At 37.9% G+C, this 22,810-nt stretch carries 20 protein-coding genes; 8 read left to right on the top strand and 12 right to left on the bottom strand.

Annotated features, from left to right (window positions below):
- Window positions 1-15: 15 nt before the first annotated feature.
- The 3 genes from ACQKNZ_RS19070 to ACQKNZ_RS19060 all read right to left on the bottom strand — a co-directional run bounded on the left by ACQKNZ_RS19070 (window position 16) and on the right by ACQKNZ_RS19060 (window position 4,960).
- Window positions 16-2,202 (bottom strand): PQQ-binding-like beta-propeller repeat protein, encoded by a 2,187-nt coding sequence (locus tag ACQKNZ_RS19070; protein WP_427661287.1) that lies wholly within the window; start codon window positions 2,200-2,202, stop codon window positions 16-18.
- Window positions 2,203-2,814: 612 nt separating this feature from the next.
- Window positions 2,815-4,095, bottom strand: a complete 1,281-nt coding sequence (locus tag ACQKNZ_RS19065; protein ID WP_151112679.1) for an aminotransferase class I/II-fold pyridoxal phosphate-dependent enzyme — start codon at window positions 4,093-4,095, stop codon at window positions 2,815-2,817.
- 100 nt (window positions 4,096-4,195) lie between these two features.
- Entirely contained in the window at window positions 4,196-4,960 is a 765-nt protein-coding gene (locus tag ACQKNZ_RS19060; protein ID WP_427661285.1) for an exodeoxyribonuclease III, read from the bottom strand.
- A gap of 405 nt (window positions 4,961-5,365) precedes the next feature.
- Between ACQKNZ_RS19060 and ACQKNZ_RS19055 the strand changes: the two genes are divergently transcribed.
- Entirely contained in the window at window positions 5,366-6,154 is a 789-nt protein-coding gene (locus tag ACQKNZ_RS19055; protein WP_144540829.1) for an SDR family oxidoreductase, read from the top strand.
- A gap of 292 nt (window positions 6,155-6,446) precedes the next feature.
- Here the strand turns inward: ACQKNZ_RS19055 and ACQKNZ_RS19050 are convergent, their stop codons facing one another.
- The gene (locus ACQKNZ_RS19050; protein WP_427661283.1) at window positions 6,447-7,097 is read right to left on the bottom strand and encodes an HAD family hydrolase; all 651 of its coding nucleotides are present in this window, start codon (window positions 7,095-7,097) and stop codon (window positions 6,447-6,449) included.
- A gap of 379 nt (window positions 7,098-7,476) precedes the next feature.
- Between ACQKNZ_RS19050 and ACQKNZ_RS19045 the strand changes: the two genes are divergently transcribed.
- A complete protein-coding gene (locus ACQKNZ_RS19045; protein ID WP_427661281.1) occupies window positions 7,477-8,040 on the top strand; it encodes a GNAT family N-acetyltransferase in 564 nt (187 codons plus the stop codon).
- Between the two features lie 337 nt (window positions 8,041-8,377).
- Here ACQKNZ_RS19045 and ACQKNZ_RS19040 read toward each other — a convergent pair whose 3' ends face one another.
- From ACQKNZ_RS19040 to ACQKNZ_RS19030, 3 genes are all read right to left on the bottom strand, one after another.
- Window positions 8,378-9,325 carry an ATP-grasp domain-containing protein gene (locus tag ACQKNZ_RS19040; protein ID WP_427661279.1) on the bottom strand — a complete coding sequence of 316 codons (948 nt, stop codon included), beginning with the start codon at window positions 9,323-9,325 and terminating at the stop codon, window positions 8,378-8,380.
- A 347-nt stretch (window positions 9,326-9,672) separates the two neighbouring features.
- Entirely contained in the window at window positions 9,673-11,268 is a 1,596-nt protein-coding gene (locus ACQKNZ_RS19035; protein ID WP_427661277.1) for a catalase, read from the bottom strand.
- An 88-nt stretch (window positions 11,269-11,356) separates the two neighbouring features.
- Complete coding sequence (locus ACQKNZ_RS19030; protein WP_427661275.1) at window positions 11,357-11,923, bottom strand: hypothetical protein; 567 nt, start codon at window positions 11,921-11,923, stop codon at window positions 11,357-11,359.
- A gap of 316 nt (window positions 11,924-12,239) precedes the next feature.
- On the opposite strand from ACQKNZ_RS19030, the gene ACQKNZ_RS19025 reads away from it, so the two are divergent.
- The 4 genes from ACQKNZ_RS19025 (at window position 12,240) to ACQKNZ_RS19010 (ending at window position 15,360) form a co-directional block, all read left to right on the top strand.
- Window positions 12,240-12,497 carry a hypothetical protein gene (locus ACQKNZ_RS19025; protein ID WP_144540811.1) on the top strand — a complete coding sequence of 86 codons (258 nt, stop codon included), beginning with the start codon at window positions 12,240-12,242 and terminating at the stop codon, window positions 12,495-12,497.
- 27 nt (window positions 12,498-12,524) lie between these two features.
- Window positions 12,525-13,268 carry a gluconate 2-dehydrogenase subunit 3 family protein gene (locus tag ACQKNZ_RS19020; protein WP_191697840.1) on the top strand — a complete coding sequence of 248 codons (744 nt, stop codon included), beginning with the start codon at window positions 12,525-12,527 and terminating at the stop codon, window positions 13,266-13,268.
- Window positions 13,269-13,298: 30 nt separating this feature from the next.
- The gene (locus tag ACQKNZ_RS19015) at window positions 13,299-15,041 is read left to right on the top strand and encodes a GMC family oxidoreductase (RefSeq protein ID WP_144540806.1); all 1,743 of its coding nucleotides are present in this window, start codon (window positions 13,299-13,301) and stop codon (window positions 15,039-15,041) included.
- 118 nt (window positions 15,042-15,159) lie between these two features.
- Window positions 15,160-15,360 (top strand): twin-arginine translocase TatA/TatE family subunit, encoded by a 201-nt coding sequence (locus ACQKNZ_RS19010; protein WP_144540803.1) that lies wholly within the window; start codon window positions 15,160-15,162, stop codon window positions 15,358-15,360.
- A 120-nt stretch (window positions 15,361-15,480) separates the two neighbouring features.
- On the opposite strand, the gene ACQKNZ_RS19005 is transcribed toward ACQKNZ_RS19010, so the two are convergent.
- Window positions 15,481-16,092, bottom strand: coding sequence for a TetR/AcrR family transcriptional regulator (locus ACQKNZ_RS19005; RefSeq protein ID WP_191697842.1), 612 nt, complete (start codon window positions 16,090-16,092; stop codon window positions 15,481-15,483).
- Window positions 16,093-16,352: 260 nt separating this feature from the next.
- On the opposite strand from ACQKNZ_RS19005, the gene ACQKNZ_RS19000 reads away from it, so the two are divergent.
- A complete protein-coding gene (locus ACQKNZ_RS19000) occupies window positions 16,353-17,117 on the top strand; it encodes a DUF817 domain-containing protein (protein WP_427661271.1) in 765 nt (254 codons plus the stop codon).
- Window positions 17,118-17,229: 112 nt separating this feature from the next.
- On the opposite strand, the gene ACQKNZ_RS18995 is transcribed toward ACQKNZ_RS19000, so the two are convergent.
- Entirely contained in the window at window positions 17,230-18,621 is a 1,392-nt protein-coding gene (locus tag ACQKNZ_RS18995) for a protoporphyrinogen oxidase (protein WP_427661269.1), read from the bottom strand.
- A gap of 367 nt (window positions 18,622-18,988) precedes the next feature.
- Between ACQKNZ_RS18995 and ACQKNZ_RS18990 the strand changes: the two genes are divergently transcribed.
- Entirely contained in the window at window positions 18,989-19,630 is a 642-nt protein-coding gene (locus tag ACQKNZ_RS18990) for a glycosyltransferase (protein WP_427661267.1), read from the top strand.
- 260 nt (window positions 19,631-19,890) lie between these two features.
- On the opposite strand, the gene kynB is transcribed toward ACQKNZ_RS18990, so the two are convergent.
- The 3 genes from kynB to kynU are packed head-to-tail and all read right to left on the bottom strand — an operon-like array spanning window position 19,891 to window position 22,669.
- Window positions 19,891-20,517 (bottom strand): arylformamidase, encoded by a 627-nt coding sequence (kynB, locus tag ACQKNZ_RS18985; protein WP_144540782.1) that lies wholly within the window; start codon window positions 20,515-20,517, stop codon window positions 19,891-19,893.
- 11 nt (window positions 20,518-20,528) lie between these two features.
- Window positions 20,529-21,383, bottom strand: a complete 855-nt coding sequence (kynA, locus tag ACQKNZ_RS18980) for a tryptophan 2,3-dioxygenase (protein WP_427661265.1) — start codon at window positions 21,381-21,383, stop codon at window positions 20,529-20,531.
- A 14-nt stretch (window positions 21,384-21,397) separates the two neighbouring features.
- Window positions 21,398-22,669 (bottom strand): kynureninase, encoded by a 1,272-nt coding sequence (gene kynU / locus ACQKNZ_RS18975; RefSeq protein ID WP_427661263.1) that lies wholly within the window; start codon window positions 22,667-22,669, stop codon window positions 21,398-21,400.
- Window positions 22,670-22,810 lie beyond the last annotated feature (141 nt).

The raw sequence follows: 22,810 nt of genomic DNA, 5'->3' as shown, positions 1-22,810 counted from the left end.
AAGTGGCCTATCTTATTATTTACCTAAAGGGGATATGACCGTCAAGACATAATCGGCAACGGCGTCAATTTCCTCCTGCGTTAATGTATCTTTAAAGGATGGCATAGAAGTTCCTCCATTAGTGATTCGCTCTATTACGTTTTCTCTGTTTTCCGCGAATTTACTATCCTGTAGATTCGGCCCATTATGTCCATTCGCACCTTGATCTCCGTGACAAGCTATACAGCTATTTGTGTATACCCCAAGGCCAAAATCAGAGCTAACCGTCTCGCCTTCCGTTTCTTCAGTAATGTCTACCTTTTCTTTTACAGAGCCATCGATCACTTGCCCTTCTGGTAAAGTGCCCCCAAGCTTAAAGGTATAGATTTTATCTCCATGCTTCGAGCCCGCTAAAGCATTACCTGCTGCATAAATTGAAATGTATTGTTCACCATCTATTTCATACGTGATCGAAGGAGCATTGGCTCCTGCATCCATCATGTACTCCCATAATTGGTCGCCTGTTTTTGCGTCAAAAGCAATGAGTCTTCCATCATTATGACCTACAAATACAAGGTTCCCTTTAGTAGTTAAAACCCCACTATATGCTTGTGCATCCCAGTTTTGCTGCCACACAATTTTATTTGTTTTCACATCTAACGCGGTGACTGTTCCTCTAACCGGCGCATTAGAAACTGGCTGCATTATACTTCCGATATACATTGAGCCTTCTTCAAAAGCTTCTTCTTCCTGTCTTGCAAATGAAAAATAATTATCATTCCCTAACACATAGAACAATTCAGTATCAGGATTATATGCTGAAGGTGGCCAGTTTGCTCCGCCTGCTGGACCTGGCTTAAGCGTAATTGGCTCCTCCCAGAAAGGAGTAAAAATATCTCCTATTTGACCTTCAAATTCATCTCCTAGATCCTTATCCACGTCCTCCTGGAAAACTCCTTGAGGCACAAAAGCATCACCTACTGGGAAAGGTTGTGTTGGAGAGGTTTTTTGTTCTGCCAGTTGCGGAACTGGCTTCTCTTCAATTTCAATAAGAGGTGTCCCATCTGTACGATCTAAAAAATACACCCAGCCAGTTTTTCCTGCCTGCCCTAGTCCCTTTCTCATAACCCCGTCCTTCTCTACGTCAAACAAAACAACAGGGTTTGCTGGATCCATATCCCATATATCATGATGTACCTCCTGGAAGTGCCAAACGTAATCTCCATTTTCAGCATTTATCGCAACAACTGAGTTAGCGTATAAATTGTCTCCCTCTCGATTACTACCGTCTAAGTCCGGAGCCGTATTGCCGGTAGCAAAGTAAATATATCCAAGCTCTGGATCAACAGCTGGAGTGTTCCATACAGGGCCTCCACCAGTCAACCATGAATCATTGTCCGGCCATGTATCGCCATTTACATCTCCTGGTCCCGGTATCGTATAGAATCGCCATACCTCGTATCCTAAATCAGCATCATATGCCATTACACGACCACGAATTCCGTATTCTCCACCTGCTACACCGGTATAGACCTTACCATTGTAGTAAAGAGGTGCACTAGTAACGGTATAGCCTTCCTCCCATTCTGCCACTTTTGTTTCCCACTGCAATTCCCCGGTTTTTTGATCAAGTGCGATTAGACGAGCATCTAGTAACCCAGCATATACTTTACCATCTCCTACCGCTAAACCTCTTGTTGTCCAGCCACAGCAAACGGTATCCATCTCTTGACTAATATCAGGTTCGTAGGCCCAAATTTGTTCTCCCGTTTTTGCATCTAGAGCAAAAATGTCATTTGCTCCAGTCGCCACGTACATAATTCCATCAACGACTAATGGAGTTGCCTCCCCCGAATACTTCGGCTCTGCCCCAGAACCTAAGCTCGTTACCCATGTCGGCTTCAAATCTCCAATATTTTCAGATGTAATTTGATCGAGAATAGAATACCTCCTATTATAGTAATCTCCCCCATGAGTCACCCATTCCTTAGAAGAATATTCTACTTTTATATTGGGATTAGATGGACTTGGTGTCACCTTTCCTTCTATCTTCGGCTCTTCTGTTTTAGTCTCCTGTACGACTTCCACTTCTTGTGGCACAACAGGCTGCACTTCTTCCTTGTCCTTGTCTGCAATAAGATAAAGCCCAAATATCACGACCATGGCAATACAGCTACCTACAAATATTTGAGATATGACTGATGATTCTCTTCTTCTACGCATTTCCTTTCCCCCCTTTATTATTCCGAACAGCTAAAGAAAATAGATTCAATACACTACAAAATATGCGCAGAAATTATTTTTAATTCTCTCAAAAGGAAATACAGTCACATATTTAACAAATAAATGTGAGGTAACGTTAATAGAATTTCCTGTTCCATCGGGCCATGACTATTCAAATCTCTCTAAAGTTAAGAAAGTGCCAGCCTTGTAAACTATCTCCTCTCAACCCTATTTTCCTATGTATATTTTCACCTAGCTAAAAGGCGGACAAAGGTATGCAAGTGCATGGAAGCATATGCTTTCTTTTCGTAAAAAGAGCTTGCATGAACCCCAAGATTGGCTACTCTTTTATTTTACGTTGATAATCACTCGCAGCCATTTCTTCCTCTTAAAGCTTTTGTTTTACATATGATGGACATCCTAGTTGTTCGGAGCGACCTCCTAGTGGATAAGCGCGCGGGGCTCGATCCATGCCCCCTGAAAAGCGTCCAACGTAGCAGAAATCAACGGCATAGAAGTGGATAAAAAAAGCCTCGAAAATTTTACGAATCGTAAAATTTCCGAGGCTTTTGATTTTGTAAGATGTGTTTTGTCCCAGTATTATTTAAATGATTATTTAGTTAAATCTTGGCAGCCCTTATAAATGAGGTTAAAGAGCTCTTCAATATCCTCTTCTTCTACACATGAGAAAGCTACACGGATATCCGTTTTATTGCTAGCAATAACACCGACTCCATACTGATCTAATAGGTGTAATCGAAGCGTTTCTGCATCTAGATTGTGAAGTTTTAGGCACATAAAGTAGCCAGAGTTAAATGGATAGTATGTCCAGTAAGCATCAAATTTTTCATTTGCGAGCACTTCTTTTGTTTTAGTGGCTCTACCTTGCATAATGTTAAATTTTTCTTGCTTTTCCTTTGGGAACTCATCTGACTGAAGAGACTCAAGGATCATCGTTTGTGAAATGTGGGATCCACTAGAGATTGTACCTCGGATAATTCCCTTAGTTTTTTGCTCCAATGCATCTAAAACATCTGGCCCCGCTGCATAAGTGATAAACCCAACGCGAAGACCCCAGACATAATTTTCTTTCGTTGCCCCATCTATTTTGATAGGTAAGATATTAGAATGGGCACCCGCAAGCAGAGCAAAAAGAGATTCCTTAATAGAATCCTCATAGAATAAACCAAAGTAAGCATCATCTAATAGTACTATTAAATTCAAGCCTCCATCTGCAGCTTCCTTCAAGGCTTCCACTATTGCTTCTCCTTCTTGAATTGATGGAGTAAAGCCAGTAGGATTGTTCGGGAAGTTTAACACGACAATTGCTTTTCCTGTTTGCTTCAAAAGTGTTGCTCGGAAACCTTCTACATCAAAGCCCCCATCTCCGTTAAATAGAGGGAATGTTTCTACCTTGCCGCCTCGTCTAACTTGAAAGACTGTATTGTAGTTACCCCAATAATGATCAGGAGTAATTAACACATCTCCCGGATTCACAAATAGATCAGCAACAATACTTAACCCATGGGTTAACGCATTTGTAACAATTGGCAATCCAAAGGTTTTGCCTTGAAGAGAGGGGTTATCGATAAGTAGTTTTTCCTTCCAAGCAGAACGAAGTGCTTCCTTTCCTTGCGGCGGAGCGTAAGGATAAATGTCACTTGGATTATAATCTACTTTATTTTGGATGTGGCGAAAATGCATCGGCTCTCCATTTTCAATAGCTATTCCAATAGTAGCGTTAAAGCGGTGTGCTTTTTTCCCAGCCTCCGCACTTTGACTCAATATTCCTTTGGGATAGTATAAATCCTTGCCTAAATCGGATAACATATTAAAAATTGCTGGATTTTCTTTTTGCATCTTTTCATTTAATTGGACAGCTAAAGTATTCATCTATTGGTACCTCCAGAATTTCTATTTTAAAAACATTGTACTCTATTTTATTCAGGGATTGTATCCTTTCCCATAATATATTGAGTATTCCACGAGGTTGTCACGACTTTTTATCTTCTATTTCTAGCAAAATAGGGCAATGATCGCTGCCTAATATATGCGAATCAATCGAAGCGCTCTTTAGTCTAGGAACTAACTTTTGAGAAGCAATAAAATAATCGATGCGCCAACCGATATTACGTTCCCTTACCTTACTCATATAGGACCACCATGTATAGGCACCCTCTTTGTCAGGATGGAAGTACCGGAATGTATCTACAAACCCTTCCTCCAAAAGGGAGGTCATTTTCCCTCTTTCCTCTATAGTGAATCCTGAATTTCCTCTATTAGATTTAGCATTTTTTAAATCTAGTTCGGCGTGAGCAACATTCAAGTCTCCACACATGAGGACAGGTTTTACTGTATCCAGCTGCTTTAAGTATGTACGCATTTCGTCTTCCCATTCTAATCTATAAGGGAGTCTTGTTAAATCACGTTTGGCATTTGGAGTATAAACATTTACCAAGTAAAAGTCCTCGAACTCCATCGTTATGATACGTCCCTCATCCTCCGTCTCTAATTCGCCTACTCCATATTTAACGGAGAGAGGCTTTATCTTAGTGAAGATAGCGGTTCCCGAGTACCCTTTTTTCAATGCATAATTCCAGTATTGCTCATAGCCTTCTAGCTCTAAGAGGATCTGACCTTCTTGAAGCTTCGTCTCTTGCAGACACACGACATCAGCATTTACTTCCTGGAAGTAATCTAAAAATCCTTTGTTTACACAGGCTCTCAACCCATTTACGTTCCACGATACTAACTTCATTTTAGTACCTCCCAATAAGAAAAGCGCATTCGCGCCCTTGCAGTGATAATTTTTCTATATATGTACTTACTCAAAAGCATACAGAGCAAAATATGCTTGATTTCGCTGAGTCGACGCATAGTGCACCTATCGAAAATTATGGCACGGAAACAAGACAACTACTTTGTATTGAATAAAAAACCCGATTTAAAAAGATCAGGTTAACTTTTCTATCATTGTATAACTCTCTTATTATAAAAGGAAACTAAAAGGTCTGTAAATTAGCAATAAGACAAATGTATATAAACCCTAATTGTGTGCCAATATACTTTGAGCAAATTTATTGATTTACAAAAATTTATGGTATATATTTATCTTGTATTCGAGATATACGAATCGAAGATAAAAGAAATGGAGAGATTAATCATGAGTAAACGCTTTGAAGATAAAGTAATAATTATTACTGGAGCTGGTTCAGGTCTAGGCCAGGTAACGGCAGTAACTGTAGCGAAAGATGGCGCTAAGCTGGCATTAGTCGATTTAAATAGCAATGGTTTAGAGGAAACAAAAAAGCTAATTCTTGAAGTGGCGCCAGAGGCAGAATTGCTTCTAGTTACGGCAAATGTTGCAGATGAGGCAGCTGTGAAAAACTATGTGGATGAAACAGTAAACAAATTTGGGCGTATAGATGGGTTCTTCAACAACGCTGGAATTGAAGGTAAACAAAACCTTACAGAGGATTTCGGTATCGATGAATTCCACAAGGTAGTAAACGTTAATCTAAACGGAGTATTTTATGGCTTAAAATATGTACTAGCTGAGATGAAAAAAAATGGAGCTGGTTCTGTAGTAAATACTGCTTCTGTGGGTGGTATTCGTGGAGTCGGCAATCAATCCGGTTACTCTGCTAGTAAACATGGTGTAGTCGGTCTTACTAGAAACTCAGGAATTGAATATGGTCAGTTCGGTATTAATATTAATGCGATTGCACCAGGTGCTATTATGACGCCTATGGTTGAAGCTTCTTTAAAACAAATCGGTGGTGAAGAAGGCTGGGAAGAAGCAGGTAAGGAATTTGTTTCAGCCAATCCTATGAAACGTTTCGGTAAACCTCAAGAGGTAGCAAACGTTGTGGCATTCCTGTTGTCGGATGAGTCTAAGTTTGTAAATGCTTCTGTAATTACAATTGACGGCGGACAATCATATAAATATTAATGGTTAGGCCGATTAGAATTTAACAATCAGCCTGCTCTGGTCTAGCTTCAACGCCTATATTTGCCTATCGATGGGCAGACATAGACGTTGAGGCTTTTCTTATTTAAACAGTAATACTCTTAGTATTATTTCTTTGCCGCATTCATCAATAGATAAATAATACCCGCTAAAATGGCTATACCAAAGATAACTACTAAAAGACTAATCAACAACGCAACAAAACTCATTATTCTACACCCCTAATAATTTTTATAATTTTTTTCCTTGCCAATCTTCTTTCCTCTAATATTGTTTAGACAAGTAGTTTCTCTAATTCTCTTATACTCTCCACAATAAAAGTGGCATTCTCATTCTCTAACTCTTCTGCCGAACCATATCCATATGTTACTCCAATAGAATCGATGCCAGTTAAATTAGCACCAATAATATCATGCTTTCTATCTCCAATCATGATAAAGCTTTCAGTGGTATAATCTTCGAACTGGTCTAAAATATATTGAATGATCTCTGCCTTAGCTGACCTAGTTCCGTCTAATTCACTACCTACCACCAAATCAAAATATTCATCGATTTGAAAGTACTTTAAAATCTCAATTGCAAAAACGGTAGGCTTAGAGGTGGCAATTACAAGCTTTTTTCTTTCTGTCTTCAATCTTTCCAGTAACAATTCAATTCCCTCATAAAGTTCATTTTCGTACATACCAGTTTTTTTAAATCTCTCTCGATAAAACTCTATGGCTTGTTGGCATTGCTTTTCATCAAATCCGTAATACTCAGCAAAAGAAACCTGTAGGGGTGGGCCTATGAAGCATTCTAGCTTTTGAAAATCCAGCTCCACAATTCCCATCTTTTCTAGTCCATATTGGACAGATGCTGTTATACCTTTTTTAGGATCAGAAATTGTTCCGTCTAAATCGAATAAGATAATCTCAAGTTTTTTCATACTCCCACTCTTCTCTATTAAATTTTCTGTTACTACTATTATATCTTAGTTAATTTCCTAAATAGTACTTTACCAGTAAAACACGAACTTTTGTCAATGAGTGATTGGAGCGACAGGCGGCAACACCAGTGGGATGATTGAGAAAGATAAGACATCACAAACGTGCACGTAGAGGGCAGTAATGGATTATCGCTCACCCCCACGGAAGGCGTCCGCCTAATGCGGAAATCAATTAAATTTTACTCTTTATTCTCTTCTCGATTGTTCGTGTTTCTTAATAATAATAGGAATTATGAAATTAACTCATCTAAATATTGCTTTCCTTTTTTAAAATAAAATTTATAATGGAAAGAACTAACAAAAAAGAGGGTGGATTATAGTGGAAGTTCAATCAATCTATGGGGATCTACCTCGATTAGAAACGCAGAGGCTAGTTCTAAGAAAAATAACGCTAGAGGATGCAAAGGATATGTATACATATGCCTCCAATCCCGAAGTCTCCAAATATGTGACTTGGGATACGCACCATATGATTGAAGATACAAAGGAATTCATACGTTTTGTTCTGAGGCAGTATGAAAACAAAGGTATCTCCCCATGGGGCATTGAATATAAGGAAAACGGTAAGCTAATCGGAACAATCGACTATGTAGGGTGGCAGGCAAAACATAATAGCGCCGAAATTGGCTATGTTCTTTCTCAGGAATACTGGGGACAAGGAATAACAACAGAGGCTGCAAGGGAGTTAATCCATTTTGGATTTACCCATATGGATTTAATAAGAATACAGGCTAGATGCTTTATAAAAAACATTGGCTCCTCCCGCGTTATGGAAAAAGCCGGCATGTCCTATGAGGGAGTTATGAGAAAAGGGATGAAGGTAAGAGGTAACCATGAGGATTTGAAGATTTACTCTATTTTAAAGGAGGATTTCTCTCTCTAAAAACCAAATGAGCTTGGGACAAAACCCACCTTAAAAATTTAAGAATCGGTGTTCTCCGCTACAGCGGACGCTTTCCTGGGGGCACGGGTCGAACCTGTAGTCTCTCACACGCGCTTGTCCCCTAAGAGTCGCGGCCTTCGCTCCGAACAATTTCTTCGACACCAAGTGAAAACTGTATATATTTTAAGTAAAAAGAGGACATCTGTAGTGAAATTAATAATTACCAAAACGAATTTCACTCAGAAAGAAGTATCCTTCTCGTTAGGGATTATTACCAGATTCAACTCACAGCATTTTTACGTTGCTTGAATCTACTCGTGTCCCAGCCTTTTCTTCATTAGTTAAATGCCTTCAAGCTCTCAAGTGTAGCTCCTAGAAATTTAGCCAGCTCTAGCATTCCATATTTGCCTGCTGTTTCTTCTGCATCCGCATTATAATTTGTATTTGTATTGACGTCATACGTGTAAACTTCTCCGTTACTATCTCGAATAAATTCGATGCCTGCAACGTCAATATTGTTTGCTTGTAGAAAGGCTTCATAACGAGCAATCCAACCTTCATCTAGATCTTCTTTAATCTCAAATTTTGGTTTAACTTCTGGCTCTTCCCCAACTGGACAGAACGCATCACCAATTTGACAGGAGTCTGCCGGGCAGAGCTCGAATCCCTCCGAGGTATCTACTCTAACTGCATATAAGTATTTTCCCCCTACAAACTCTGCTCTAGTAATATATGATTCTGGCGATTGGATATACTCCTGAACTAGTGTGATGCCATCCACTGGATCTTCAAAAAGTGACCCATATACATATTCCTTTAATCCATCGATTGTTTGGAACAATTGCACCCCTAATCCTTTACCAGCTCTATTATGTTTAGTGATAAAAGGGACTTTCCCTAATTTTTCTGCTGCTGAAACGATATGCTCCTTGCCAACAGCAGCAATTGTTTTCGGAGTTCGAATACCACTTGCCTCTAGCGCAGTGTACTGATTGATTTTGCTCAACTCTAGATTTAATGCTTTAGTTCCATTGAATACTGTTCTTCCATGGTGCTCCAACCACGTAAGTACGCCACCTGCCAATTCTGGTGCATATCTATGTCCTCTAGTGTGAGAAGATGCACTCATACGATTATAAAAAACGCCATTTGGTGGCTCTATTGTCAAGTCCACAATTCCTTTGTCCAAGTGCCAGGTCTCATAAGGCAACTCCAGCTCTTCTAATCGTTTGGTTAAATGAATTGTCCACTCATCATTTTCATGGATAATATAAATTTTTGACATATTAGCAGCTCCTTATCGTTTATTTATTACTTTCCTTATTTGTCAGGCCTTAAAACTTTACCTAGTAAACCACTTGCTTTTATATTACTTTACTACACTAAAACAAATTAAACAATATTCAGACTATTAAAATCATTGATCAATGAAAACCTAAGTATAAATCACAAGTCCCATTCACTATTTTAAATTGATAGTCAGACTTAGCTCAGCTTATGGTAGTCTAGCTACTGAACCTTAAATTGGACGTTTCCCTACTATGTATTATAAATAGGAAAAAGCTGTAGACATTTTCAAATTTCTTTGAATATCTACAGCCTGAGCACTATTTTAAGTGTATTTTTCTCTAATTAATACGGATCTGATTCATGACTATTTTCTACTGCTTGCTGTGGGGCTTTTTCACCGTCTACATCTCCAAGCGGATGCTGACTAGAGCCACCTTTTGGTGCATTTTTTAAACCTTCTCTTAGAAGTCTTCCGTATTCTTCATCCGCTTCCTCTGCCAAGGAAATCATCTTGTCTTGGATTCTTTGATCACATTTAGACAAATCATTTATTAGATTAGACAACAATTCTGTCTTCTCCCATTGTTCAAAATTACGGTAAGTTTCTCCTGCTTGTTTCGTATTATTTTGACGATCTATCGACTCTCTAACTAAGTTCCCCTTAATCATCGGAGTATATTCTTTGCCAGTTTGTTCAGCCTCATGCAAGCCATCTAAAATTGAAGGCTCATAATTTATGTGAGGGTTTTGGAAGGGCCCTCTATCTAAACGGTATGCCATTTGTCCGCCTGTTTGATTGGTTGCAACACGTTTCTTTGGAGAATTGATTGGCAACTGTAAGTAGTTAGCACCAACACGATGTCGCTGTGTATCTGAATACGAAAATGTTCGTCCCTGAAGCATTTTATCATCTGAGAAATCCAAGCCATCTACTAGTACACCTGTACCGAACGCCACCTGCTCCACCTCAGTGAAATAGTCCTGTGGATTTCGATTTAAAACCATTTTTCCAACCGGCATCCAAGGGAATTGATCGTTAGGCCACAGCTTAGTGTCGTCTAGTGGATCAAAATCTAGTTCTGGATGATCACCATCACTCATTATTTGAACGTTTAACTCCCACTCAGGGAAATCTCCCTTTTCAATAGCATCGTATAGATCTTGCGTAGCATGGTTAAAGTTTTTTGCTTGAATTTCTTCAGCTTCTGCTTGAGTTAAATTGCGTATTCCTTGTTTTGGCTCCCAATGATACTTTATCAGGACTGCCTCTCCCTCTTTATTAACCCATTTGTATGTGTTTACCCCAGAACCCTGCATCATACGGTAGTTTGCGGGAATACCCCAAGGCGAATAAATGAATGTGACCATGTGGAATGACTCAGGTGAGCTTGCACAAAAATCAAAAAATCTTTCTGCATCCTGAATATTAGTAACAGGGTCTGGTTTAAAAGCATGAATCATGTCTGGAAATTTCATCGCATCACGGATAAAGAAGATTTTCAAATTGTTACCAACCAGGTCCCAGTTTCCGTCTTCTGTATAAAACTTTACTGCAAAACCTCGTGGATCTCTCAATGTTTCAGGGGAATGTCCTCCATGAATAACCGATGAAAAACGTACAAAAAGCGGAGTTTTTTTACCTTTTTCTTGAAATAGCTTCGCCCGAGTATATTTTGCAATGTCTTCATCCCCGACTGCTCCATACGCTTCAAAATACCCGTGTGCTCCAGCTCCGCGAGCGTGAACGACGCGTTCAGGAATTCGCTCTCTGTCAAAATGGCTAATTTTCTCGATAAAATCATAGTTCTCTAATGTTGCTGGGCCACGGTTTCCAACCGTTCTTATATTTTGGTTGTTTGTAATTGGATGCCCCTGTCTATTCGTCAGTGTATCCTCTGTCTCTCGGTTAGTTTCATTTTTAGAATGATCCTGTGCCATCTTTCATCCTCCTAAGCTTAAACTTTACTTCGTCTTCATTCTGTCCAAAAGTAAAAGTAAATATTCTAGCAAAGGAGAAAGGAAGTAGCTAATATGCAAGTTCCTTCCACTTAGATGCATCACCTAAATTGTTATTTAATAAATAATACTGAAATCGCCCTTCATAAATCAGTTGAAGCGCTGGGTGCTCTGCAATATGATGTGGTTGAACTAAATAAGTAGGAGTGTCTATGCTTAAAGTAGAAGATTCATTCATAATCGTAGCTACAAATTGAGAACAAAAATATGCATTTTCCCGATGAATTTTCAATCGAAGGGCAATTCCAAACAAACCAAGCAAATTATATTTATACCTATCTTGTTCCTCCCGAAATGCAAGTACTCTGTTTTGCATTTGCTCAAATTCGCTTAAAGATATTTTGCATTGAAAAATAGAACAGTTGGCGTTTTTAAACACCCCGCCCCTCGCGTTTTCTTGAACAAAGCCACCATTTATTGGGTTATATCTCTGTTTTCTACCGAAGCTATACATCTCATTCAATTGCTCATCAAAGGCAATCGACGCGTGATTTCTGTTTCTTCCCGTATACATTCCAATCATTTTAGAAAACCATGTACTTGTGTCACTTAATATAATATAGACCGTCTTCTCCACTTTTCCACCCCATCAACAAGATGCTCTCTTTTTGTTCCTTCATCATCTCTTATTTAAGAGGATTTACTGAACAGTCTGCAGGAGGAAATCAACTAAGACCTAAGATGTATTTTTTGAATTTATTGGCAATACAATCGAATTTATAATTAATTATATTTAAAAATTAGACAAATAGAAAGAATGTGTTGTGTAGGTAGGCAAATATCAATTTATTAATGATTGTAGATTATATTTATTATTGATAAAATTCTTTCGTTACATAGTTCTTGTGAAATAGTATATTAAAGAAAATTTTGTCTTATATAGGAGGATAATAATGTCTAATTATAATAGAGAAGAACTAGTTTTATTAAATAACGTACTACTTGCTCTATTTTTAGTAGCAGATTTTGCACTTTTTCTTCATTTCTCTAATAGTTCTTTCCCATGGTTTGCATTACTAGGCGCAGGTATTGGTTTAGCTATTATTGTTCTTTGCTGGGCAGAAAAAGTACAAATCTATTTCATTGCCAGTTTGCTAGTTTTTACAGGCTTATTTTTATTAATCTACAATTGGCATTCAATATTCCATTAATCAAATTATAATAGGGGGTTTACAAATATGTCAGAACAAGAAAACAAAGAAACTTTTTTAGATAAACGTTCTTCGAGACGGAAGTTTATCAAAAACTCAGGGCTTACAGTCGGAGGCTTAGTACTAGGTGGAGCTATTGGTAGCTTAGTTGGCGGAAAAGAAAGTACTACTAAATCTGGAGTCGAAACAGCTCATAAGTCAGTTGATTATAGTGAGACACGCCAGTTTTTTGTTCGTCAAAAGGATTTCGACGCACTTGCAGCTGCTACTGAGCTTATCTATCCAGAAGATGAGCATGGGCCAGGAGCAATCGCGTTAGGAGCACCGTATTTTATCGATAAACAATTAGCTAGCCCATGGGGAAGTAATGCCGATGACTATAGAAAAGGTCCATTTAAGGCTGGAGAAATTCCTTTAGATAACAGTGAAATCTTTTTACAAGGAGTTCGCAAGCTAAACGAGGTTTCAGAGAAGCAGCATGAAGGAGCACTATTCAAAGATCTATCGGAAGAACAACAAATTGCTATCTTAACTGCATTCCAAATGGGTGAAGTAGAAATGCAATTTATCAACTCTGCAGTATTCTTTAATTCATTAAGATCTGCAACACTTCAAGGATGTTTCGCTGATCCACTATATGGAGGAAATAAGGATATGGCAGGCTGGAAGATGAAAGAATTCCCAGGAGCTCAAATGTCGTACACTGCCTATTTAGATAAAGAAGAATTCGTATCAATACCACCTGTAAGTCTAGGTGGACATAAACACTAAGCTATTAAAAAAATGGAGGTTACTAAGGTTATGGTTACAAAATTACCAAAGGTGGACGTTGTAACAACTGGTATGGGTTGGACAGGCGGAATAGTTGCTGCTGAGCTAACAAAAGCAGGCTATAAAGTGGTCGGTCTTGAACGTGGAGTTGAAAGATCTATTGAGGATTATCTGCACGGACATGATGAATTAAAGTACAACGTTCGTAAAGAGTTAATGCAAAAATTAAACAAGGATACTATTACTTTTCGAAATACTTTAAATGACGAAGCTCGTCCAGTTCGCGATGAGTCAGCATTAGTTGTTGGTACTGGAACTGGCGGCGGTGGTGCCCACTGGGGTGGACAAACTTATCGCTACTTCCCTTACGATTTTGAAATTCGCAGTAAAACCATTGAAAAATATGGAGAAGGTAAAATCGGAAAAGATGTAACTATTCAAGACTGGGGCATTACCTATGATGAAATAGAACCTTACTATTCCAAGTTTGAACAAATGGCTGGTATTTCTGGGGAGGTAGATCCTTTAGCGGGTCCCCGTTCAATTGACTATCCAACACCACCATTAAAGAAACTAAAACAAATGAAGATGTTTCATGAAGCTGCTGAAAAACTTGGTCATCACCCATTTGTCGTTCCTACAGCAAACGTATCCGAATCATATACAAATCCAGATGGGGAAACACTAAACGCTTGTCAGTACTGCTCTTTCTGTGGTAACTATGGCTGTGAATACGGAGCTAAGGCAGATCCGATCGTTACAGTTATACCTACTGCTAAGAAAACAGGTAACTTTGAATTGCGTACCCACTCTTTAGTAACTCGTGTACTTTATGAGAATGGCAAAGCAACTGGAGTATTGTATAAGGACATCAGAACTGGTGAAGTATTTGAACAGCCTGCTGACGTAGTAGCATTAACAAGCTATACATTTAATAACGTCCGCCTACTTCTTTTGTCTGGTATCGGGCAGCCTTATAATCCGAAAACAGGCACCGGGGTTATCGGGAAGAACTACACAGATCACCATACTATTACTGGAGCAATCGGTTACTTTGAAGAAGAGAAATTCAATAGCTTCATCGGTACTGGCTCTTTAGGTTCTGCATTTAACGATTTCAATGCAGATAATTTCGACCATAATGGAGTTGAGTTTATCCATGGTGGACAAATTGAAATGCACTTATTCGGTAATGAACCAATTGCTAACAATCCTGCTCCTTTTGGAACACCAACTTGGGGTAAAGAATTCAAGAAAAACTCTTTACATTACTTCCATAGAAATGTAACCGTTGTTTCTCAAAGAGCCATTTTACCGAATAAAAATCACTACCTTGATCTAGATCCAGTCTATAAAGACGATAATGGTGATCCATTAATTCGTGTTACATTCGACTATACTGCGGAGGACCATAAGCGTAACGAATTCCTAGTAGAGAAATGTGCGGATGTAGTAAAAGAAATGGGTGCTGACATTATAGATGTAATCCCTATGGCCGAACATTTTGGCGGAAGATTCACATTCCAGCATGACGCTGGTGGAGCAATCATGGGAGACAATCCAGAAACATCTGCAGTAAACAATTATCTTCAAATGTGGGACGCTGAAAACTTATTTGTGTGTGGAGCTTCTGCTTTCCCTCACTTTGGACCGACTAATCCAACCCCAACAGCTGCTGCCCTTACTTATAGAGCAACAGAAGGTATGGTACAATACCTTAAAAACGGTGGCGGACAATTAGTATCAGCGACAAAATCAAAAGAATTAGTGTAATCTCTTATATAGGTATAGATTAGTCAACGAATCGAAGCTAGAAGAGACCATTTTTCTGTAATGATGTGTTATAGTTAACATGCGTCAACATTTATATTACAGACAAGGAGGAAACAATATGCCAAATATAGGTATCCCGGGTCTAATACTCGTTTTAATTATAGCTTTAGTTATCTTCGGTCCTTCCAAACTGCCTCAACTAGGAAAAGCAGTTGGTCAAACTTTAAAAGAATTTAAAACTTCTACAAGAGACATCATCAATGATGAAGAAAAAGATGATAAAAAGCTTGAGGATTCTGAGAAAGAAAAGAAAATATAATATATAGTTTCCAAAGAGGTGGGTAGTGACATTAGTTACTAGCCCACTTTTTTGCTCATAAAAGATACTTTAGTGAGCAATAGATATAGAAGTCCTATATTTATATAGCAAAAAAGACAGCTATTTTCTAATAGCTGTCTTTTCTAGCTTAAAGGCACTCTCCGATGTTTTAAATATTTCTAAAAGTGTATCTGCTATTTCTTCAGGTGTTTCTATACACCCTCCCTCTAGCCACTCTAATATTACTCCATACGACCCATACATTTTATAAGTATTAAAATGCTTAATCCCGATGACTTCATTAGACTGGTCTAAGTAAGTAATACCATAAAATATTTTCTTAAATTTATTTAAAAAACTCTCTTGAAAGCCTGGTATGGTGTCTGATATATATAAAAGACTGTACACCCTTCTATGATCATATAAATGTCTGAAAAAAGCATTCGAGGTAGGAATAATTTTACCATAATCAACTACCGAACTTCCTAAAAATGGACTGTGAAAGGCATATTCTAGATCCTTTAAAGTTTCTTTTACAAGCTCCTCGGCAAGATCTTCTTTATCCTTATAATATATATAAAAAGTACTTCTATTGTAGTCTGCTCTGTCTACAACATCAGTTATCGTAACATTTTTATATCCTTTTTCTTTCACTAAATCTATAAAATGAGACTTGAATATCTTCTTTGTTCTTCTCACTCTTCTATCTACATTGATATTTTCAGTAGTCACACATATTCTCCTTTATCGAACTTTCCCCTATAATGGCTATTTTATATAGTTCCAATTCACGATGAATATTATACCTCATATTTCATTCTTTAGGTAGGAGTTTTTTCTAAGTATTATACAAATAACATAGTCCTTATATACTATCATTCCCTTGGAAACTTACATTTTTACTTTTCGTCTCCTTCTATAATGCATGTTTACTTTCATGCAAAATAAATAACAACTTTAAAAAATTCTACATAGAGGAGGTAAGCGAGAACGTGAAAAACTTTTTACATTTTGGCTATTTACAAGCAATTTCATGCATATTTCCTGTCATTATTTTTGGAGCTTTAGCCCTTTCTAAGATAGTCTCTATACCATACCTGCCCCGCTATGATTTCATACTTATTATTTGTATAGCTGGCCAAATATTTATGCTAATTTCAAAGTTAGAGACATGGGATGAGTTTAAAGTCATTTGTCTATTTCATGTAATAGGTTTAGCATTGGAACTCTTTAAAACCTATATGGGATCTTGGTCATATCCAGAGAATGCATACAGCAAAATTGGGGGAGTACCGCTTTATAGCGGTTTTATGTATGCAAGTGTCGCAAGTTATATTTGTCAAGCTTGGCGAAGGTTCGACTTACATATCTATCATTGGCCACCTTCTATTTCAGCTACAATTATGGGAGCTCTTATATATTTTAATTTTTTTACACATCATTACTTTTTCGATATACGCTGGTTTTTAAAGGCTCTTTTACTTATTGTTTTCTTCCGGACTGTCGTCAGCTTTCGAGTAAAGGAAAAGGTTTATAAAATGCCAATCGTCTTATCCTTTTTGTTAATTGGTTTTTTCATATGGATCGCTGAGAATATCACTACCTTTTTAGGTGCTTGGCAATATCCTAACCAAGAACAAGTGTGGTCCATCGTTCATATTGGGAAGATTAGCTCTTGGTTTCTACTCGTGATTATAAGCATTATTATTGTCGTTCAACTGAAAAAGGCAAAGAACGGCTCAGCACTTGTACGCTAACTACTATTCATACTGGAGTTCTAGAGTTTTCTAAAGGATGTACGAATAATAACTTAAAAAGGACATTTGTAGAAGGATTCCTCCTTCTAACAAACGTCCTTTTTTAAAGTGTTCAACTTAATTTTTCAATAATTTGTTTTGCTGTTTCTTTCCCATTCTTAATGCAAGGTCCAATACCAACTCCATAATATGAGCAACCAGCAAGTATGACTTGAGGAAATAATGTAGACATTTTTTTCTCAATAGATTTGATAGCCTCCGCATGAGCCATATGATAGTTTGGCATTAAATCATTCCATTTCGTTACTTCAACTACTTGAGGTTTCCCATCAAGCTTCAAACTATGTTGAATATCTTGCATTGCCACTTCTATAAGCTCTTCCTCGCTCATATGCTTCATCTTTGAAAACTCTGGATTAGTGCTCTTATAAAACATACGGACTAATAGCTTGTTATTCTTTGAGGTGTGCTCCCATTTCCGACTAGTCCATGTGCAAGCGTTACATTTCACATTTGAGTTCTCCGAAACAATATAACCAGTCCCCTCTGCCGGCAGCTGTTCATCCGATATATCAAAACCAAGATATATGCTGATTAACGAAGAATTTTTAAACTTGCTGAAGTCCTCATTCAGTTGTTCATTATTTAGCACTTCTTGTGCAACTTGATGAGGTGTGGTCAGCACTACATAATCTGCCTCTATTATTTGTCCGTCTGACAGATATACGCTGTACTCACTCTCCCCCTTTTTCTCAATTTTTGTTGTATGAACACCTTTTATAATTTTAGAATCCTTTAATTCATCTTCTATTTGATTAATAAGTGTAGATAAACCGTTTTTAAATGAAATAAATTTTTTGTTAGCAGATTTTTGGAATTGCTCCTTATTGGCCCCAAGCCCTTTAATGATGCTGCCATACTTATTTTTATAATCAATTAAATAGGGTAAAGTTGTTTCTAATGTTAGCTTGTCCAAGTCACCTGAATATACGCCTGATAATACTGGAGCTACTTGTTTTTCTACTAGTTCTTCTCCAAGGAAGTATTTTAAAAACGAACCAATTGAGTCTTCTTTTGTAAAGCTTTCGTTAGTTAGCTCTAAGTCCTTCAGTGCCTCCTGCTTTCCTTCTCCAGAAACAAGTGAACTACTTTCTAGCGATTCCACACTTGTAGGAATTCCAAAAACTGAGTCTGCTGGTATTGCATGCAACTCATTATTAGTATAAATATAGGAAATCCCTGTTGCGTTATATACTAGCTCTTTTTGTAAACCAAGTTCCTCCACAAGGGGCAATATTGATTCGTGACGTGCTACTATGGAGTCTGCGCCAACTTCCATGATAAAATCGTCCTCATAAACTGAATGTATTTTTCCCCCAAGATAATCATTCGATTCCACTAAAGTCATTTCCACATCTAAAGCTTTTTCCTTTTTAAGCAGATGCAAATAATGCATCACAGAAAGTCCAGTAATTCCACCACCAACTACAACTATCTTTTTCAAAAAGCTCACTCCTCTGTTCTTCTTACGTACTATGTTATCTTAAGTATAAACAGAAAATACAGGATAGAGTATGATTTCTCTCACTCTTCTAGGTGATTTTCTCTGATAGTTTACAGGATTGTCAAATTTGGATAGAGAAAAAACAACTGAAGAATAAGGTTTATAATTTCGCATGTATAGTTGAAGATATTTCTGTTTGAAGTGATTGACTATCAGGATTCCTTTGGTGGTTAGTTCTTATAAAGATAGCAAAAGGAGTACTTAAGAATAAAGCTTAAGTACTCTTTTTGCAAAGAAGGATAAAATTAGAGAAAAAAACCAAAGTAATAAAGACATTTTTCTAATTCTTTAAAAAGGAGCAGATAGTATGAAAAAACATTCTTTGAGGTTAGCGTTATTGTTTATGTCTATTGCTTTGATTGTTTCACCATTAACTACTAAAGCTGAAACCGGACCCCAAGAACAGTGTTTTAGCCAAGAAGCATGTCAATTGAAGGGTGACTTAAGAAAGCTTTGGACAGAACATGTCATGTGGACTAGGCTTTATATTGTGAGCGCTTTGGAAGGTCTGGACGATCAAGAAAATGTACTAGCGAGGTTATTAAAAAATCAGGAGGACATTGGGAATGCTTTCAAGACTTATTATGGAGAAGCTGCAGGCAATAAATTGACTGCGCTGTTAAAGGACCATATCCTCATCGCTGGAAACGTAGTGGATGCGGCAAAAAGAGGTAACAAAGCTGATTTGGAAAAATACAATAAAGAGTGGTATAAAAATGCTGACGACATAGCCGAGTTCCTTAGCAAAGCCAACCCAAATTGGCCAAAAGCAGAATTAAAGGAAATGTTGGAAATGCATTTAGCTTTAATAACAGAGGATGTTACGGCAAGACTGGCAAAAGATTGGGATGCATCTATTGTTGCTTTAGATAAGGGGTTAGATCATATCATCCAGCTAGCTGATACATTATCAAATGGAGTCGTAAAACAATTTCCTAATAAATTTTAAGACAGGATTGTTAAGAAAAATCTTTAAATAATTAAGTTAGAGTCAACCTTCTTACTTTCTTCTTGCTACACTCTATGAGTGTAGCGACTGACTACGACTTCAGTGGGCTTATCGCTCACCCTACGGAAAGCGCCCACCTAAAGCGGAAATCAGCCATCCATTGTTCATACATTTTACTGTCGTTCCGAGAAAATAAAAGGATAGATAAAAGTGGAACAGCTTTATCCATCCTTTTTTTACTACATATAAACATTATCCACTTACATTTTTCTTAAAACAGCACGAACAGGACTTCCATCTGCTCCAACAATTTTTAATGGCAAAGCGATCAGTTCATAGTCTCCAGCAGATACATCCTGCAAATATAAGTTCTCTAGAATGTGTACCCCATTCCTATATAGCGTATGATGTATCGGTAAATCTTTACTATCAGCTGCATCTACTGAGGGAATATCTAAGCCTAACAGGAATATTCCTTTGTTCTGTAGAAACTCACCAATATCTTCTTTTAACAAGGTAAAATCCTCTGGAAATTTTTCAACTTGAACCTTTTCTTTTGTTTTTAAGATTAGCCGCCTAACTCCATCTAGGTCAAAATTCATTAACTCTTCTTGACCAACCCATGGTATTCCAGTTACATCTATTACTTTGGCTGGTCCAATGTAATGATTAACATCTAACTGTTCGATCGTAGCCGCACTACTATTAAAATGAAAAGGTGCATCCGCATGAGTTCCAGTATGCACACTAGCTGTTATCTGACCTATATTAACAGAGCCTGTCTGCTCCTTTGTGTGAGCCACTTCAAAATGAAAAGGAGTATCCCCCGGCCATGTTGCAATTTGGTTCGTTAACGGTTGTGTAATGTCTATCCATCTTTTAGACATCTTTCTTCCTCCTATAAGTCAGTTCTTAGTTCCCAAAGCTCCGGAAAAAATCGATGATCGAGTACCTTGCGCAAATAATTGACGCCAGATGAACCACCAGTTCCAACCTTAAAGCCTATTATTCTCTCCACTGTTTTCATATGACGAAAACGCCATTGCTGTAACCAATCCTCAATATCAACAAGCTTTTCAGCCAATTGATAAAGATCCCAATACTGATTGACATTTTGGTACACAGTCTTCCATGCATCTGCCACTGACTTGTCTCCAGAATACGTTATAGAATAATCTCTATTCAGAAGAGCAGGATTTATGAAAAAACCGCCCTTCGACAAAGCTTCAATCGAGACATCATAAATGCTCGGTGCATGAAATGCCTTCTCTAGCTGTTCATGCAGCTTCTTGTCCTTTTCATAAATTTTCAATATATGTGCTGTTTTATAGCCAAGAGCAAACTCAATCTGCCTATATTGATATGACTGAAATCCAGAGGACTTACCTAAATGATCCCTAAACTCTAAATACTCAGCAGGGGTCAAAGTAGATAGTACATCCCATGCTTGGATAAGTTGTGATTGTATTTTCGTTACTCTCGCTAGCATTTTAAAGGCGGATTGTAGATTATTAGCTTGAATAGCCTGTATAGCACTATTTAGCTCATGTAGGATTAACTTCATCCATAACTCGTTTACTTGATGAATGATAATAAATAGCATTTCATCGTGATGAGTAGATAAGGTTTTTTGGCTAGCCAGAATAGTATCTAACTGAAGATATTCACCGTAGGTCATATCCTGCTGAAAGTTAGTATGAATCCCCTTTTCATTTGAATTATTATCCTCTTGTTTAGCAAATTGTCCGGACAATTCCTCACTCCTTCCTAGGCAATTACTTCTCGTTTATTTTCGAATTTCAAATACTCCTCTTTTTCCATAATCTCCTTTAAAAATTGAACGGTCTCCCAGACTTCCTCAAAGGTATTATAGAGAGCAACCGGAGCCAAACGAATGCCATTAGGAGAACGGAAGTCAGGAACTACGCCTTTTTCCTTTAATGCCTTACAAATTCTTGCCGCTTCCTCATGTAATAGAAATAAGTGTCCTCCTCTTCTTTCCTGCTCCAGTGGAGAGACATTCTGAAATGCATATTCACTTAGCAGTTCATCTATTAAACAACGCATATATTCTGTTAGTTTCCATGATTTATCCCTAATTCGTGCTATGCCAGCTTCCTGAAATATTTGAAGAGAACCATACAATGGGGCTGCACTCAAAATATGTGGTGTCCCTATTTGGTATGAGCCGACCTGAGTAGCAGGCGTCATTTTAATGTCTAAGTCAAACTGCTTATCCTTATCTGATCCAAACCAACCAGCAAGTCCTGGGTCAACTCCAAAGTGTTTACGATTAACATATAATCCTCCGACTGACCCTGGTCCTCCATTTAAATGTTTATATGTACACCAAAAGGCAAAATCAACTCCCCATTCATCCATGGCATGTGGAATAGCTCCTATGGAGTGACAAAGATCAAAACCAATTAAAATATCCCTTTTGTGAGCCTCTTCTGTTAACAGCTTCATATTCAATATTTGTCCACTGCGGTAAAGCACACTCGGCAAAACAATCAATGACACGTCCTCTGTCATTGCTTGGATAATATCCACTTCCTCCAATAGCATGCCATCTTGGCTTCTTACTATCTTCATATGCTCGCTTGGGTCATATCCATGAAGCGCCAGCTGACTACTAACCGCGTATAAATCGGAAGGAAAATTCAATTCATCCACTAATATTTTCGTTCGGTTGCCATGGGGCTTATAAAAGCTAGCTATCAATTGATGAAGGTTTGAGGTGGTAGAACCGGTAATGATGACCTCCTCTTCCATAGCACCAATTAACGGTGAACACATCCCTCCCAGCCTTTCCGCAAAATAATACCAAGGATGCTGCCCCTTCATCCAACCATCAATACCTAAATTCTTCCATGAGTCGAGTAGAGATAATACTGCTGATTCAGCCCTTTTGGAAAGCAGCCCCAATGAATTCCCATCCATATAGACAGTTCCAGAAGGAATATAAAATTCTGTACGGTATGTTTTCAGGGTGTCCTCTTTATCTAGCTTTCTAGCGTACTCTTTTGTGATGTCCATTACACACCCTCCTTTTACCGAATTTTCTATCTATTATAAAAGAATATTATTATATGTATTGATTTATGTCAAAGCAATACCATTACACACGACGACTTCTATATATATGGGAGGAAAGGAAGGTCATTAATGAGAAAGGAA

Origin of the sequence: Psychrobacillus sp. NPDC093200 (assembly GCF_050280345.1) — a bacterium.
Taxonomy (GTDB): domain Bacteria; phylum Bacillota; class Bacilli; order Bacillales_A; family Planococcaceae; genus Psychrobacillus; species Psychrobacillus faecigallinarum.
This window is presented reverse-complemented; position numbering and strand designations above follow the sequence as displayed.

What these genes read in the sequence shown, in the direction of transcription:
- ACQKNZ_RS19010 (WP_144540803.1), top strand. Translation starts at nt 15,160, where the DNA reads ATGCCAAATATAGGTATCCCGGGTCTAATACTCGTTTTAATTATAGCT.
- kynU (WP_427661263.1), bottom strand. Translation starts at nt 22,669, where the DNA reads ATGGACATCACAAAAGAGTACGCTAGAAAGCTAGATAAAGAGGACACC.
- ACQKNZ_RS19035 (WP_427661277.1), bottom strand. Translation starts at nt 11,268, where the DNA reads ATGGCACAGGATCATTCTAAAAATGAAACTAACCGAGAGACAGAGGAT.
- ACQKNZ_RS19020 (WP_191697840.1), top strand. Translation starts at nt 12,525, where the DNA reads ATGTCAGAACAAGAAAACAAAGAAACTTTTTTAGATAAACGTTCTTCG.
- ACQKNZ_RS18990 (WP_427661267.1), top strand. Translation starts at nt 18,989, where the DNA reads ATGAAAAAACATTCTTTGAGGTTAGCGTTATTGTTTATGTCTATTGCT.
- ACQKNZ_RS19060 (WP_427661285.1), bottom strand. Translation starts at nt 4,960, where the DNA reads ATGAAGTTAGTATCGTGGAACGTAAATGGGTTGAGAGCCTGTGTAAAC.
- ACQKNZ_RS19055 (WP_144540829.1), top strand. Translation starts at nt 5,366, where the DNA reads ATGAGTAAACGCTTTGAAGATAAAGTAATAATTATTACTGGAGCTGGT.
- kynB (WP_144540782.1), bottom strand. Translation starts at nt 20,517, where the DNA reads ATGTCTAAAAGATGGATAGACATTACACAACCGTTAACGAACCAAATT.
- ACQKNZ_RS19065 (WP_151112679.1), bottom strand. Translation starts at nt 4,095, where the DNA reads ATGAATACTTTAGCTGTCCAATTAAATGAAAAGATGCAAAAAGAAAAT.
- ACQKNZ_RS19050 (WP_427661283.1), bottom strand. Translation starts at nt 7,097, where the DNA reads ATGAAAAAACTTGAGATTATCTTATTCGATTTAGACGGAACAATTTCT.
- ACQKNZ_RS19070 (WP_427661287.1), bottom strand. Translation starts at nt 2,202, where the DNA reads ATGCGTAGAAGAAGAGAATCATCAGTCATATCTCAAATATTTGTAGGT.
- ACQKNZ_RS19025 (WP_144540811.1), top strand. Translation starts at nt 12,240, where the DNA reads ATGTCTAATTATAATAGAGAAGAACTAGTTTTATTAAATAACGTACTA.
- ACQKNZ_RS19015 (WP_144540806.1), top strand. Translation starts at nt 13,299, where the DNA reads ATGGTTACAAAATTACCAAAGGTGGACGTTGTAACAACTGGTATGGGT.
- ACQKNZ_RS19040 (WP_427661279.1), bottom strand. Translation starts at nt 9,325, where the DNA reads ATGTCAAAAATTTATATTATCCATGAAAATGATGAGTGGACAATTCAT.